12 protein-coding genes are annotated in these 14,026 nt (G+C 62.6%); 4 read left to right on the top strand and 8 right to left on the bottom strand.

Annotated features, from left to right (window positions below; translation table 11 throughout):
* The first annotated feature begins 5 nt into the window (after positions 1-5).
* On the top strand, positions 6-953 hold the full coding sequence (locus ABWK72_RS03910; RefSeq protein ID WP_367873483.1) for an endonuclease/exonuclease/phosphatase family protein: 948 nt from the start codon (positions 6-8) through the stop codon (positions 951-953).
* A gap of 111 nt (positions 954-1,064) precedes the next feature.
* Here ABWK72_RS03910 and fusA read toward each other — a convergent pair whose 3' ends face one another.
* The 7 genes from fusA to ABWK72_RS03875 form a co-directional block, all read right to left on the bottom strand.
* On the bottom strand, positions 1,065-3,155 hold the full coding sequence (gene fusA / locus ABWK72_RS03905) for an elongation factor G (protein ID WP_367873482.1): 2,091 nt from the start codon (positions 3,153-3,155) through the stop codon (positions 1,065-1,067).
* 142 nt (positions 3,156-3,297) lie between these two features.
* Entirely contained in the window at positions 3,298-3,483 is a 186-nt protein-coding gene (locus tag ABWK72_RS03900) for a type II toxin-antitoxin system HicA family toxin (RefSeq protein WP_367873480.1), read from the bottom strand.
* Positions 3,480-3,671 (bottom strand): type II toxin-antitoxin system HicB family antitoxin, encoded by a 192-nt coding sequence (locus ABWK72_RS03895; RefSeq protein ID WP_367873478.1) that lies wholly within the window; start codon positions 3,669-3,671, stop codon positions 3,480-3,482. The genes ABWK72_RS03900 and ABWK72_RS03895 overlap by 4 nt, the downstream gene beginning before the upstream one ends.
* A 148-nt stretch (positions 3,672-3,819) precedes the next feature.
* Positions 3,820-6,393: a LamG-like jellyroll fold domain-containing protein gene (locus ABWK72_RS03890; RefSeq protein WP_367873477.1), complete on the bottom strand. Its 2,574-nt coding sequence runs from the start codon at positions 6,391-6,393 to the stop codon at positions 3,820-3,822.
* Positions 6,394-6,523: 130 nt separating this feature from the next.
* Positions 6,524-7,384 (bottom strand): LamG domain-containing protein, encoded by an 861-nt coding sequence (locus ABWK72_RS03885; RefSeq protein ID WP_367873476.1) that lies wholly within the window; start codon positions 7,382-7,384, stop codon positions 6,524-6,526.
* Between the two features lie 387 nt (positions 7,385-7,771).
* A complete protein-coding gene (locus ABWK72_RS03880) occupies positions 7,772-9,994 on the bottom strand; it encodes a serine/threonine protein kinase (RefSeq protein ID WP_367873475.1) in 2,223 nt (740 codons plus the stop codon).
* The gene (locus tag ABWK72_RS03875; protein WP_367873474.1) at positions 9,978-10,565 is read right to left on the bottom strand and encodes an ECF-type sigma factor; all 588 of its coding nucleotides are present in this window, start codon (positions 10,563-10,565) and stop codon (positions 9,978-9,980) included. The genes ABWK72_RS03880 and ABWK72_RS03875 overlap by 17 nt, the downstream gene beginning before the upstream one ends.
* 135 nt (positions 10,566-10,700) lie before the next feature.
* Between ABWK72_RS03875 and ABWK72_RS03870 the strand changes: the two genes are divergently transcribed.
* The 3 genes from ABWK72_RS03870 (at position 10,701) to ABWK72_RS03860 (ending at position 12,991) form a co-directional block, all read left to right on the top strand.
* Positions 10,701-11,447 carry an ABC transporter ATP-binding protein gene (locus tag ABWK72_RS03870; protein ID WP_367873473.1) on the top strand — a complete coding sequence of 249 codons (747 nt, stop codon included), beginning with the start codon at positions 10,701-10,703 and terminating at the stop codon, positions 11,445-11,447.
* A gap of 66 nt (positions 11,448-11,513) precedes the next feature.
* Positions 11,514-12,182: an EF-hand domain-containing protein gene (locus ABWK72_RS03865; RefSeq protein ID WP_367873472.1), complete on the top strand. Its 669-nt coding sequence runs from the start codon at positions 11,514-11,516 to the stop codon at positions 12,180-12,182.
* Between the two features lie 80 nt (positions 12,183-12,262).
* Complete coding sequence (locus tag ABWK72_RS03860) at positions 12,263-12,991, top strand: hypothetical protein (protein WP_367873471.1); 729 nt, start codon at positions 12,263-12,265, stop codon at positions 12,989-12,991.
* 9 nt (positions 12,992-13,000) lie between these two features.
* Here the strand turns inward: ABWK72_RS03860 and glpX are convergent, their stop codons facing one another.
* A complete protein-coding gene (glpX, locus tag ABWK72_RS03855; protein WP_367873470.1) occupies positions 13,001-14,023 on the bottom strand; it encodes a class II fructose-bisphosphatase in 1,023 nt (340 codons plus the stop codon).
* Positions 14,024-14,026 lie beyond the last annotated feature (3 nt).

The following is a 14,026-nucleotide window of genomic DNA, read 5'->3' as shown; positions in this document are numbered from 1 at the left end:
GTTCCATGAACTGGCGTGCCTTCATCTTGCCCAAGCCGAAGCCTTTCCTCGCGAGGCTCGCCGTCTTGGCGGGGCTCCTGCCGATCGCCGGTTGGCTGGGCGGGAGCTACTGGCTGCTGGATCTCTTCAATCACTTCCAGATCCAGTACGCGGTCTTCCTCGGGATTGCGGTGCTCGTCTTGCTATGCCTGAAGGCTTGGCGGCTGGCGGCGCTGTCCGCCGTGTTCATGATCGTCCCGGTGGTGCGGATCGGCACTTGCCTGATGCCTCTCAAGGAAACCCCGGTGGGGACGCCGCTGCGCTTCGCCAGCTTCAACGTGTTGACTTCTAACAGCCGCTACGATGATGCGGTGGCATGGATCCGGAGCATCGACCCGGACGTGATCTTCCTGCCCGAGGTGGACGAGGTTTGGTCCGCCAAGCTGAAGCCGCTACTGGCAAGCCATCCGCATGCGGTGGAGCACCTCGTGGAGGGAAACTTCGGCTTCGCGTGCTACTCGAAGCTACCGATCCTGAAGCAGGAGATCATTGCGTGCGGCGAACTGGAACTGCCGTTCTTGAAGCTCAGGCTACAGGGGCCGGCAGGAGAGTTCACGTTCTTCGGTGCGCATCCGGTACCGCCCTCCACGGAGTTTTGGGCAGCCGAGCGCGATGCTTTCCTGAGGGTGATTGCGGAACAAGCGGCGGCGGAGCCGGGGCCGGTGGTGTTGGCGGGGGATCTGAATGCGACGCCGTGGAGTCATGCGATGAAGCCGCTCTTCGCGGCGGGCCTGCGGGGGCAGCATGCTTCTCCGACCTGGCAGCGTGGCAATCCACTGCTGACGGTACCGATCGATCACTTGCTTTACCGCGGGTCGCGAGGGGAGGGGGATACGGCGAATCTGCGGAAGTGGTGGGTCGGGCCGGATCTGGGATCGGATCACCGCGGAGTGGTGGCGGAGGTGGCGTGGTAGGGCTTTCCCTTTTGAGTGCTGCGACATGTCGCAGCACTCAAAAGCAAGACCCCGCCGCCCTTGCGGGCGACGGGGTCTTGGTGAATCGGATCGGGAACGCAGCCGGAAGGCTTACTTCCGCTTGGCTTCCTCGCGCTCCTTGGAGGCCTTGATCACCTCGTCGGAGATGTTCCTCGGGCAAGGGGCGTAGTGGCTGAACTCCATCGAGAACTGGCCGCGGCCGGAGGTCATGGTGCGCAGGTCGCCGATGTAACCGAACATCGCGGAAAGCGGGGCTTCGGCCTTGACCCGGACGCCGCCCGGAGTCGGCTCCTGGCCTTGGATCATGCCGCGGCGGCGGTTGAGGTCGCCGATCACGTCGCCGACCTTTTCTTCCGGAGCGAAGACATCGAGCTTCATCATCGGCTCGAGGATCTGCGGACCGCACTTCGGCATGGTCTGGCGATAGGCGGCCTTGGCGGCGATTTCGAAGGCGATGTTGCTGGAGTCCACTGCGTGGAAACCACCTTCGTTGAGCGTGACCTTGAAGTCCAAGCAGGGGTAGCCGGCAAGCGGGCCCTTGTGCACGGAGGTCTTGAAGCCCTTGTCGACGGCGGGGATGAATTCCTTCGGGATGCTGCCGCCGACGACCTTCGATTCAAAGATGAAGCCGGAGCCGACTTCGCCCGGCTCGATGGTGTAATCGATCTTCGCGTATTGGCCGGAACCACCGGACTGCTTCTTGTGGGTGTAGCTGTCCGTCACCGCCTTGGTGATGGTTTCGCGGTAGGCGACCTGCGGGGCACCGACGGTGACCTCCACCTTGTGGGTGCGCTTGAGGATGTCGATTTTGATGTCGAGGTGAAGCTCGCCCATGCCCTTGAGAATCATCTCATTGGTTTCCTCGTCGGTTTCGACGCGGAAGGACGGATCCTCCTGGATCATCTTGCCGATGGCATTGGCGAGCTTTTCAGCGTTGGCCTTGTCCTTCGGGGCGACGGCGATGGAGATCACGGGATCCGGGAACACCATCGGCTCGAGCGTGGCCGGGTTCTTCTCGTCACAGAGGGTGTGGCCGGTCTGCACGTTCTTGAGACCGACGATGGCGATGATGTCACCGGCTTGGGCGGAGTCGACTTCGTTGCGGTCGTCGGCGTGCATTTCGACCATGCGGCTGATGCGCTCGGTCTTGCCGGTGAAGGAGTTCAGAACGGTATCGCCCTTCTTGATGGTGCCCGAGTAGATGCGGGTGAAAGTCAGCGCGCCGAACTTGTCGTCCATGATCTTGAACGCGAGTCCGCGGAACGGCGCGGACGGATCGATGATGGCGAACTTGCCGGTCTCCTTGCCTTCTTCATCCACTTCCGGGAGCGGGCGGACGTCGGTCGGGTTGGGCAAGTAATCGACGACGGCGTCGAGGATCAACTGGAGGCCCTTGTTCTTGAAGCTCGATCCGCAATAGGTCGGGAAGAAGGAGAGGTTGATGGTGCCCTTGCGGATACACTTCTTGATCGTATCGATATCCGGCTCCACGCCTTCAAGATACTTCTCCATGACATCGTCATCCTGCTCGACAGCAGTCTCGATGAGGGCGGCGCGGTATTCCTCGACCTTGTCCACCATGTCGGCGGGGACATCGGTGATGTTGAAGTTCTCCGGCAGTCCGGATTCGTCCCAGATGTGGGCCTTGCGGGTGAGCAGGTCGACCACGCCGACGAAACTGCTCTCGGTGCCGATCGGCAGCACCATGACGAGCGGGTGCGCACCGAGCACCTTCTTGACCTGGGCGATGACGCGGTAGAAGTCCGCGCCGATGCGGTCGAGCTTGTTGACGTAGATGACGCGGGAAACGTTCGAATCGTTGGCGTAGCGCCAGTTCGTCTCGGACTGGGGCTCGACGCCGCCGGAGCCGCAGAACACGCCCACGCCGCCGTCGAGGACCTTGAGGGAGCGATAGACTTCGATGGTGAAGTCGACGTGACCCGGGGTGTCGATAACGTTGAATTGATGGCCCTTCCAGAAGCAGGTGGTGGCGGCGGACTGGATGGTGATGCCGCGCTCGGCTTCCTGGTCCATGAAGTCCATGGTGGAAGCTCCGTCGTGGACCTCACCGATCTTGTGAATCTTGCCGGTCAGCTTGAGAATACGCTCCGTGGTGGTCGTCTTCCCCGCATCCACGTGAGCAAAAATGCCAATGTTGCGGTATTTGGTGAGGTCCTTCATGCTCTTAGGTGTAATGCGTTGGGGACCGGCGGGACTCGCCGGGGCGACTTCCTTAGTCGGCCCGCGGCAAATGGCAACCCCGGACTCAGGGTTTTTCCGCCAAAAAGCGGGGAGTTCCCGGCGCGGTCCCGAGCGGGCGGAGCTAGTCCTGTTTCCGGGCTAAGTCCCTCAGGATTTTCCGCGCGAGGATTTCGTTGATCTCCCGGTGTCGGGGAACTGGCTGGGAACGTCCGGTTTCCGGATTGTGGTAGATATCGTGGTTCGCGCCGTGGCGTAACAAAACGCAGCCCGCCTTCTCCAATTCCGCCACCAAATCACGCCGCTTCACGCGAACTCCATTTCCACTTCCCGCCGGATTCCCGGGATCTCCTCCCGATTGAAAAGTTCGTAGAGGTCCTGCAGGTGGATCTTGAGATCCTCCAAGTTCTCCCCTTGGGTCCAGTGGTCGGGGAAATCGTTCAGGTAGCCCAGATAGCTGCCGTCCGACTCAAGCCAGTAGGTCACCTTGGCCTTCATGCCTCTACCTTAGAATCGCTGTCGGACTATGCCAAGGGGGAAGTAATTGCGACGTGGATACTCATGAAACGGCGTCGCGGATCAACCCCCGCGACGGCCGGTATCGCTGGCGGGCCGTTCCGAGGAAAGGCCCGCCGGATATGGAGAGCTACGGGTTCTCCACGCGATAGAATCCTCGCGTATCCGCTGCCTGGCCGGCTGGCACCGTGGCGACGCCGCTGCCGCCGCCGTCCGTCGTTGCGGTAAGCGGTGGGACCATGTCGGTGAAACCGGCGAGAGTGGTCGATCTTGTAATCCGGTAAGCCGTGTTCGGAACGCCGGTGAAGTTGATGGTGTAGTTGCCGCCAGCGACGAAATTCACCGAAGTGATCTTAGCCAATACGACGGGAGCGGTTCCCGCGGTTTCTTCCGCCTCGTTGTTGATGCCATCCCCGTCAGGGTCGCCGAGCCCGTTCTGAGCGGCGATGCTGCCGAAGTTGTCGATCTCCCACTGGTCGTCCAGGCGGTCGTGGTCCTCGTCCGCAGACACGCCGGGGATGGCGAAGAGCGCGGCGACCCGGGCGGGAGCCAGGGCCTCGTTATAGACTTGGACATCGTCAATGAGGCCTTGGTAACCATCGGTGGGAACCAGGCGTCCGAGCCGTCCGATCTCGAAGTTGTTGAACGCGGGAAATACCGCGAGGGCGATGGCGTTGTTCGCCCCGGTCGGGACACCATCCACGTAGAGCCTGATGCTGGTGGTCGCGAGGTCGATGGTCATGGCGACGTGGTGCCAGGCATCATTGTTCACCAGTGCCGTGTCCGGTGCCGTGTTGCTGAAGATTTCGGAGATGTTGGTCTCGCCATTCGGCCGTAGACGGCCGCTGAGGGCACCGACATGGGGAGCTGTCCCGGCGATTCCCATATCGACATAGCTATTGGCGAGGGTGCTGTTAGTCGCGGAGATCACCGCGTTGCGGCCGCTCGAAACGTCGGTGGATTTGATCCACGCGGTGAAAGTCAGGGCCTTGCTGGTGGAAATGTCTGTTAGGAAATCGGCATTGCCCATGTCCACGATGTCGGCCTGCCCGAACAGGTTGCCGAACTGATAGGCATTTCCAGCGATCCCGGTCGCGCCCGTGATGACCGCGGAGCCCACCGCCCCGGGGCTGTTGCCCAGCGCATTCGCCGCAACGGTGGCCGCCGCCGCTTCATCGAACTTGTAGTGGGCGACGAGACCCTTCGCTATGGTAGGGAACACGAGGTTATCGGTGGGATCCGTGCCACGGATGAACTCGGCCTTGTCGCTGAAGCCATCGCCATCCGTGTCCGCCATGTTCGGATCGGTTCCGGACGTCACGCCCGCGGCGTAGTCCACATCGGGGTTTTCCTGGCCATCCGGGATTCCATCGCCATCGGTGTCCGGATTGACGGGGTTCGTGCCCGTCTCGCCGATGCCGCCCCATGAGCCGAACCGGTCTTCCTGGAGGTCGTTGTAGCCATCGCCATCGGTATCCGGATTCCTTGGATTGGAGCTGCTGACTCCAGCGTTGTATTCTCCGGTGTTGTCCAGGTCATCCCCGTCGGGATCGCCGGTTTCGCCATCGTCTCCAGTCACGCTGTTGGGATTGAGCAGATTGGCGACTTCCCATGCATCCGGCAGAGTGTCTGAATCGCTATCCGGGTTGTTCGGGTCGGTGAGATGAGTATTCACCTCGGCACCGTCGCTGAGTCCGTCGTTGTCGGAATCGGGGTCCAGCGGATCGGTGAGGGGCGGGGTATTGAGTTCCGGACCATCGTTGCGACCATCCCCGTCGGTATCGGCGATGGTGGGATTGGTTCCGGCCGCCTGTTCCTGCAAGTTGGTGGCCCCGTCTGCATCGGGGCCGATGTCACTGCCGCTTTGAGAGGTGGTGTCCCCGAAATACTGGATTTCCCAATCATCGGCCAAGCCGTCCGGTTCCGAGTCCGCCGAGGTGTATGCCTGGCCGGGGTTATCCCTGAGATAGATGATCTGGGCCGAAGTGAGGACGTGGTTGTATACCTGCACGTCATCGACGAGGCCGCTGTATGGATCGACGGGTGCCGAACGCCCGAGGCGGCCGATCTCGAAGTTGTTGAAGACCGGGAAGCTTGCCGTTGCCAAGGTTTGGCTGTTTGCCAAGACCCCGTCCACCCAGAGTTCGAGCCTGGCGGCGGACAGATCGACCGTCATCACCAGGTGGTGCCAGGCGTCGTCGTTCACGGGGGCCACGGTCGGGGTGCTGAAGATGCCCGTGGATTGGACACCGGCTGCACCGGTAGGACGGCTGCGGGCGCTGGCAGCGCCGAGGAAGCCCGTTTGTCCCGCAGCCACCCCGAGATCGGCGTAGACCGTGGCAGCGGTGTTGTCTCCCGCGAAGACCACCGTGTTACGGTTGCCTGTGGTGTCCGCGGTCTTGACCCAAGCGGAGAAAGACAATTTCTGGCTGGTAACGATTGCCGGGAAAAACGAAGCGTTGCCCATGTCCACGATGCCGGCTTGGGTGGCAAGATCGGGGAACTGGTAAGCACTGCCCGCTTTCCCGGCGACACCGGTGATGACGGAAGTGCCGATCGCCCCGCTGGTTCCGGCCAAGTCGTCCACGGCGAGGGTCGCTGCCGCGGCTTCGTCGAACTTGTAGTGGGCGAGCAGCTCTGCGCGGCAGTCATCCGTCGCCAAAAGAATGCCCAGCGGCAGGAGCAAATGTCGGGGTTGTTTCATATTCTTGGGTTTTGGGGGTGGTGGGTTATTTGAAAGGCTTGTTCCGCGGCGTCACGCCACCGTCACCGCCGGCATCGAGAGGCCGCGGATGCTTCGGTTTCAGTTCCAGGCCCGGGTCAGGCTCCCGGGTTCATGCGCGCCTGCGGTAGCCGAGCGACAGCAGTCCAAGGCCCGCCAAGGCCAACACGCTTGGCTCGGGAACGGTCGACCCCGGGGTGGCGAAGAGGGAGCTCACCTCGTCCTGGGTAAGGGCGTGGTTATAAACCTGCACGTCATCGACGAGGCCACCGTATGAATCGACAGGCGTCCCTTGACGTCCGAGGCGTCCGATCTCGAAGTTGTTGAAAACCGGGAAAAGGACGGCGCCGCTGCTGAAGTTCTGCGTATTGGCCAAAGCCCCGTCCACGTACAGTTTGAGGGTAGTGGACGATAGATCGATCGTCATGACCAGATGGTGCCAGTTGCCGTCGTGGATCGTCGTCGGCGAGCTGAAGATACCCGTTTGCTGTGCACCTGCGGTGGCACCCACCGGACGATTGCGGGCGCTCGCCGCGCCATCGATGGTTCCGGTGCCGGCGTTGGTTTCTCCGGAGAGACCCAAGTCCGTGTAGCTGTTCGCCACCGTGTCGCTCCCGGCGTAGAGGATAGTATTGCGATTGCCGTCGGAATCGGTGGAGTTCATCCACACGGAGTAGCTCAATTGGGTGCTGGAATTGAGGCCCCCCGCGCCCCCGAAAAACGAAGCGTTGCCCATGTCCACGATCCCGGTTTGGCCGGTGGCGATGTCCGGGAAGCTATAGGCATTGCCCGAGATGCCGGTAACGCCGGTGGTGACGGCGGTCCCCACCGCCCCCGAGGAACCGGCCAACTGGTTGATAGCGGTGGTGGCACCCGAGGCTTCGTCGAAGGCATAGTGGGCGACCAAGGCGGCTTGGCTGGACATGGCGAGGCCACAGATGCCGGAGGCGATCAGGAGGATTTGTTGTTTCACGGATATGGGGAGCGAATTGGGTTTCGCTTGGCGGCATATGGGTTGACGGCCAAACGCGGAGGGCTGGGATTTACCCCTCCAATTGGAAAGGCGGGTTCCTCCCGCCAAACCCGACACGACATTTTCCGAAATGCAGATTTTTCTTCGCTGCGGGCCCCGGCAGGAAAACGGCTGGGACGGTCATCCCGCCCCAGCCGCAGCCCCGCTCGCGAATGCGATCCTTCCGAAAACCCAAAATCGGAAGAATGGCAGCCGCTCCCGCAGGGAGAATGTCGCAATGGCGGGGGCTGCTTTTTAAGCCAGCCCCCTCTCCCTCAAGAGCGGGAATTCGCCGCAGATGCCGACAGGGGATGGGAAAAATGTCCCCCGTCTTTCCAAGGCAACGTCTCAACTTCCTTTTTCGGCCAGCATCTTCTCCGCTTCCCTGAGGAGAATAAGCACCGCCCGCTGATTGTACCAAAGGGTGCCGTCCCGGTTGATGACTTGAAAGGGAAGCTCGAACCAATCATCCACCTCACCCCGCAGTTCCTCAAGCGTCGCACGGGCATGCGCGGTCCGCCCCTGTTCCAGGTCGATCATGGCGAGAATCAGCCGGTTCGAAACGGTCCGAGGTTCGCTGTTGGTAGCCATGGCCAAACTGCTGCGCGCCCATGCGGCAGCGTCCTCCAGACGGCTCTCGCGGTTCTTGAGACGCCCCTCGCGGAAAGCCATCAGCGCGAGCGAGAAGTGCCGCCAGGCGATCAAGTGCTCCGTTTCCGTGCGCGGCTCCGAGAACGAACCCTGGATGACCGTGGCCAAAGGACGCAAGCCCTCCAGTATCTCCTGGGTGGCAGGTTTCAGCAGCGTCGCCTTGATGACGTGTTCGGCCACGATCGGATTGGCGGAGTTGCCGAAACGCTCCAGCATCAGGGTGCGGAGCCGCTCGTATTCCTCCGGCTCGCCCCATTCGCTGACGGCTGTGGCCACCGACAGCATGTCGAAGGAAATGCCCTCCCGGTCGGCGGAGATGTCCACGCTGGTGAGGACGTGGCCCAGCGAGTTGAAGCGCTCCGCAGCGGCCCTCCATTGCTCCCTGCCGAGGTTCCAATTGGCCATGGTCCTGAAGGTATTCGCAGCTTCGAGGGAACGCGGCACCTTCTCTGCGGATACCCCGGCGAGCAATTCGTCCGCCGCGCTTTCCATGTTGCTGTATCGCAAGAGGACCGCGGCCTGCGCCACCCGGTCCACCACCTTGGCATCTTCGAGCAGGCTCACTTCGCTGGCCCTGGCCTCCTCCGCCACCACCCGTAATCTCGCCTGCTCCTCCCGCGCGGCCTTTTCCCGCACGAACAGCCATGTCGAAAGCCCAAGTCCGCCGAGCAGCCCGAACAGTGCGATGCTTCCCGCGGCGAAGGTGATCCGGTTGCGGCGGACCAGCTTCGTCAGCAGATAGCGGCGGCTCGGCGGACGGGCCAGCACCGCTTCCTCGCGAAGAAAACGCTGCACATCCATCGCGAGTCCGTTGGCCGTTCCGTAGCGGCGGTGGCGCTCCTTCTCCATCGCCTTCATCACGATCCAATCGAGATCCCCGGCGAGCAGAGCCGGGAGCCGTTGAGGTTCCACGCCGCGTTGATTCGCGATCACGGTCATCTCATCCGCGGGGATTCCACGCAGCCGCACCGAGGGCACTCCGGTCTCCCCGTCCCGCACGAGGGTACGGATTTCCTCCACTCCCCGGTCATTGAGATGCTCGGGCGTCAAAGGAGTCCTGCCCGTCAACAGCTCGCAGAGCAGGGTTCCGAGGCTGTAGATGTCGCTGCGGGTGTCGATGTCCACACCGCCCGCCGCCTGCTCCGGGCTCATGTAGGCGGGAGTCCCGATGAACTGCCCCGGATTCGTCACCGTCCCCTCTGCGTCCAGGTCGCCCGCAGTTGCCTTGGCGATTCCGAAGTCGATCACCTTCGGCACGGTCCGGCCGTCGTGTTCCCGGACCAAGACGTTGGACGGCTTGATGTCGCGGTGGATCACGCCCTTCTGGTGCGCGTGCTGAATGGCCTCGCACACCAGGATGAAGAGCTCCAGACGCTGGCGCAGGCCAAGGCGCTTGCGGTCGCAGAACTCGGTGATCTTCTCGCCATCCACCAGCTCCATCACGAAATACGGCCGGCCCGACGCAGTGGCACCCGCATCCAGCACCCGCGCGATATTCGGGTGATCCATCAGCGCGAGTGCCGCGCGCTCGATATTGAAACGGGCGATCACGTTCTCCGTATCCATCCCCAGGCGGATGATCTTGAGCGCCACCTTCCGCTTCACCGGTTCCTGCTGCTCCGCCAGATAGACCACCCCGCAACCTCCCGCGCCCAAGCGGTCCATTAGGCGATAGGGCCCGATCCGGGCTCCGACGCTGCCTTCCTCACCACCGTCGCTGCCGGGTAACGCGGGGCTGGCAGCCGCAGGGGGAAACTCGAAAAACTCCTCCGCGTCCCGGTCGATTTCCAACAACTCCTCGATCAGATCGCATAAGCCCTTGTCGCCGTGGCAGGCAAATTCGAGGAAGGCCCGGCGGTCGGCTGGGCTTACAAAAGCCGACGCCGCGATGAATAGCAGCTTGTCAACCGACGGCTCCATCGCTGTTCCCCTCCCTCGCTTCCTCACGGATCATGTGGAGCAGTTTCGCCCTGGCGAAGGCCCAGTAGCGCTCCACGGTGCGCTCTGCCACCCCATCCATCGCCGCGATCTCCTTGTTGGTGAGTCCTCCGAAAAACTTGAGGGTGATCACGCGCACGCTTTCCGGGTCCACTTGTTCCAGGCGTGTCATCATCTCATCGACCAGCAAGACCCGCTCGTTGAGGGTGGTGTCGATGATGTCGAGGCCTTCGATATCGATGATCTCCGGATTGGCCCCGCGCTTCAGGCTGGCTTTGGCACGCGCCCGATCCACCATGATATGGCGCATTGCCTGGGCCGCCGCCCTGAAGAAGTGGCTGCGGTCGCTCCAGGAGCGTTCCTCATCGCCCGCCAGCGAAATCCATGCCTCGTGGACCAGAGCGGTGGCCTGCAAGGTCTGCCCGGGGGCTTCCCTGGATAGCCGTTTCTTGGCGAGATTGCGCAACTCGTCATAAACAAGCGGCAATAGCTCCGCCGATACGGGGCGCCCGCTCCCGCTTGCGGTTTGCAAGATTCTGGTGAGCTCGTTCAAACCTTAGAACGCCGAGTTTAACCCTCTCCCGCGCCATGTCGATGGAGGATTGGGTCAGGGGGAGGGGATGCCTCCTCAAGTATTCAGTGGCCCATCTGCTCTGGACTCCGCGCAAATCTCCCCGATGCTCGGCGCGTGCCCGAGCTCATCCTCGAAGTCGACAATGTCGCGAAGAAATTCGACGACTTCACCGCCGTGGACGGTGTCTCCCTGAAGGTCCACGCGGGCGAGACCGTCGGCCTGCTCGGGGTGAACGGCGCGGGCAAGACCACGCTGATGAACATGATCCTGGGCCTCACCACGCCCAGCAGCGGGTCGATCCACGCCTTCGGCATGGACCTGCAGAAGCACCGCCTGGAGATCCTCCAGCGGGCGAATTTCTGTACCACCTACGCCACCCTGCCCGGCAATCTCAAGGTCCGCCACAACCTCGAAATTTTCGCCCGTCTCTATTCGGTGCCGAAGCCGAAGCAGAAAGTCGCCGAGTTGCTCGAACTCCTCGAAATCTCGAAACTCGCCGAGAAGGTCACCGGCCAGCTCAGCGCCGGGGAGTCCACCCGCGTGAATCTTGCGAAGGCCCTCCTCAACGATCCGGACCTGCTCCTGCTGGACGAGCCCACCGCCTCGCTCGACCCGGACATCGCCGACAAGGTCCGCAAGCTCGTCCGCCATGTCCAACGCGAGCGGCACCCGGCAATCCTCTACACTTCGCACAACATGCGCGATATCGAGGAAGTCTGCGACCGGGTGCTCTTCCTCCATGCCGGCAAGATCCTGGCCCAAGGGACCCCGGATGAGATCACCAAGCACTTCCAGGAGGACGATCTGGAGGATGTTTTCATCAAGATCGCGAGGTCGGATTTGCAGGCGGTGGTGAAGTAGCAGGGGAGCCCGCGGCGCTAGGAATTTCTCGTATGGGCGCGTTTCGACTGTTACGGGTATCGCGTCATGAAATTCCGAGCCATGATCCGCCCGGCGTTTGCGATCGCCATCCTTGCTGCGATTCCCAGCGGCCCCGTCCTCGCCGTCGATGGCTATGACATCAGCGCCTTCACCAGCGCCGACCTCGATGTCTCGGGCAGCCTGAGCAACGCGGAGTTCAATACGACGCTCGAGCCCGGCCTCTCCCGCAAGGCGCTGGCGAAGAGCTTCCGGCGGGCCGATCTCAACCGCAACGGTTCAATCCAGGTAAACGAGTTCCTGATTTTCCGGCGCGTCATCATCTTGCCGAAGAATCCCTTGGAGCGCTGGTTCCACCGTGCCGATACTTCGATCGACGGAGCCGTGAGCTTCGACGAGTTCGCCGCCAGCTTCAAGGCGAAGGTAGCGCTGGTAAGCATCCGCCGGGACTTCCTGCGGGCCGACCGGAACGAAAGCGGGACCGTCACGCTGCTGGAATATTCCAACTTCCGCCGCGGGCTTACTCCCCCCAGCCGCCTCGCCGTTTTCGACTTGGCCGACTTCGACGGCGATGGCCTGCTCACCGTCCCCGAATTCGGCCATGCCTACGCTCAATCCACATCGGACGCCCTCATCCTGGAGCGCTTCGTCAAGCTGGACGATAACCGCGACGGCGTGCTCACCACCAGCGAGTGGAGCCCCGGCGTGGTCCGCTGACCCCTTGCGTCAGCAATTCTTCACGGAAGGAATCATTGCGGCGTGTTGACAGCGGCATCTCCGGCGAGTGTTTTCGCCTCATGACCATTCACACGCTGCTCCCGCGATTGGCATTCGCGGCTCTGGTTTCCATCTTGGCCTCCTGCGCACCAGGGATCTCGGTGGCAAACAAGGCGGGGATTGCCAAGTTCCGGGTGCCCCCGACTTCCGGCAGCCATGTTTCCTATTCCGTGGCCACCATGGGCGGTCCCGATTGGGAGATGGGAGCGGTGCCACAACTCCTGCTGGAGATTGACCGTGCGAATTTCGAGAAGACCCACGGCGAGGGGCTGAGGTCGATTGCGGCGAACCTGCCACAGGACGTGGTGCCGAAGGTGGACCGGAAGCTGCGCTCGAAGCTCGCGACCACCGGTCGCGTCGTGCAGAGCGGCGGCGGCATCCTGCGGGTGGAGGTGGAGCAAGTGGGCGTGCTCTCCCCGCCAAATCCGGTGGGCACCATTGGCAGCATGGTCATGAACCCGTTCATCATCGCGAAGGTCACCCTCGAGGATTCGGAAGGCCGCACGGTGGTGCAAGACCGCATCATTGGCTTGGGTGAGACCGCCGGCTACAAGGGGGTCAGCTACGCCCGCCAGTATCTCAAGGGCACGAAGCGGAAGAGCGTACCGTTCCTGCATCCCAAGACAGGCAAAAGCGCCTCCACCTACGGCGCGAACCCCGCCCTGCTGCGCCGCGATTTCGACTCCGCGGTCCACTCGCTGGGCGAAGATCTGGATGTCTTCCTCAAGGAAGTTTACGCGACGCCTTGAACGGACCGCTCAATCCACCAGCAGCACCTCCGCATTCGCCGAACGCAGGCGGAAGGTCTTCGCGGAGAGATCGTGGGCGGCCTTGATCGAGCGCACCGTCCGGCTCTTCACGCGCATCAGCACGGAGTGGGTGCGGGCGATCTTGCCATTCACCTCCACGCCGCGCAGCAGGGTGCTGTCGGAAATCCCGGTGGCGCTGAAGAGGATTCGGTCGCCCTTGGCGAGGTCCTTCGAGAGATAGACCCGGTCTAACAGCTTCTCGTAGCCCTCGGCGATCAGCACGCGCTTTTCGAGGCTGTCCTTCGGCCAGATCTTCGCCTGCAGGCCGCCGCCCAGGCAGCGCAGGCCGGCCGCGGAGAGCACGCCTTCCGGCGCGCCGCCGATTCCCACGTAGAGATCGACATTGCTCTCCGGCAGGGCCGGGGCGATGGCGGCGGCGATATCGCCATCCGAGATCATCCGCAGCTTAGCGCCCGTCCGCCGCACGGCATCCATGTAGGGTTGGTTGCGCGGGCGATCGAGGATCATCACCACGATATCGCGGATGTCTTTCTCGAGGATCTTGGCGGTGATCTTGATCACTTCCTCGGTCGGTGCTTCCACGCTGATCGGCAGCTTGGGGTCGGCCATGAAGGCTCTCCGCACCTTCTCGGGATAGGAGAGCTTTTCGAGGTAGAAGGCCGGGATGTCTTCCAGCGCGCTCGACTCGCCATCCATCGGGATCGCCGCGGCGATGCAGGAGACGGAATTCGCCATGCCCTTCGAGACATTGGTGGTGCCGTCGACTGGATCCAAAGCGATGTGGAATTGCGGCGCGCCATCGGCCCAGGTGCCGACCTTCTCGCCCTTGAAGATGCCGGGGGCCTCGTCCTTGATGCCCTCGCCGATCACCACCTCGCCACGCATGTCCATCAGGTCGAACATGCCGCGGATCGCGTCGCAGGCGGCGGCATCGGCGGCTTCCTTGTCGCCCCGGCCCATCCAGCGGTGGGCGACGATGGCGGCTCCCTCCGTGGCGCGGAGGAAGTCCATTTC

This window comes from Luteolibacter sp. Populi, assembly GCF_040801775.1.
Lineage (GTDB): Bacteria > Verrucomicrobiota > Verrucomicrobiia > Verrucomicrobiales > Akkermansiaceae > Haloferula.
This window is presented reverse-complemented; position numbering and strand designations above follow the sequence as displayed.

Bases quoted from the DNA above. Each gene is read 5' to 3' on its own strand.
- ABWK72_RS03910 (WP_367873483.1), top strand. From the start codon at position 6: ATGAACTGGCGTGCCTTCATCTTGCCCAAGCCGAAGCCTTTCCTCGCG.
- fusA (WP_367873482.1), bottom strand. From the start codon at position 3,155: ATGAAGGACCTCACCAAATACCGCAACATTGGCATTTTTGCTCACGTG.
- ABWK72_RS03895 (WP_367873478.1), bottom strand. From the start codon at position 3,671: ATGAAGGCCAAGGTGACCTACTGGCTTGAGTCGGACGGCAGCTATCTG.
- ABWK72_RS03890 (WP_367873477.1), bottom strand. From the start codon at position 6,393: ATGAAACAACCCCGACATTTGCTCCTGCCGCTGGGCATTCTTTTGGCG.
- ABWK72_RS03880 (WP_367873475.1), bottom strand. From the start codon at position 9,994: ATGGAGCCGTCGGTTGACAAGCTGCTATTCATCGCGGCGTCGGCTTTT.
- ABWK72_RS03865 (WP_367873472.1), top strand. From the start codon at position 11,514: ATGAAATTCCGAGCCATGATCCGCCCGGCGTTTGCGATCGCCATCCTT.
- ABWK72_RS03860 (WP_367873471.1), top strand. From the start codon at position 12,263: ATGACCATTCACACGCTGCTCCCGCGATTGGCATTCGCGGCTCTGGTT.
- glpX (WP_367873470.1), bottom strand. From the start codon at position 14,023: ATGGACTTCCTCCGCGCCACGGAGGGAGCCGCCATCGTCGCCCACCGC.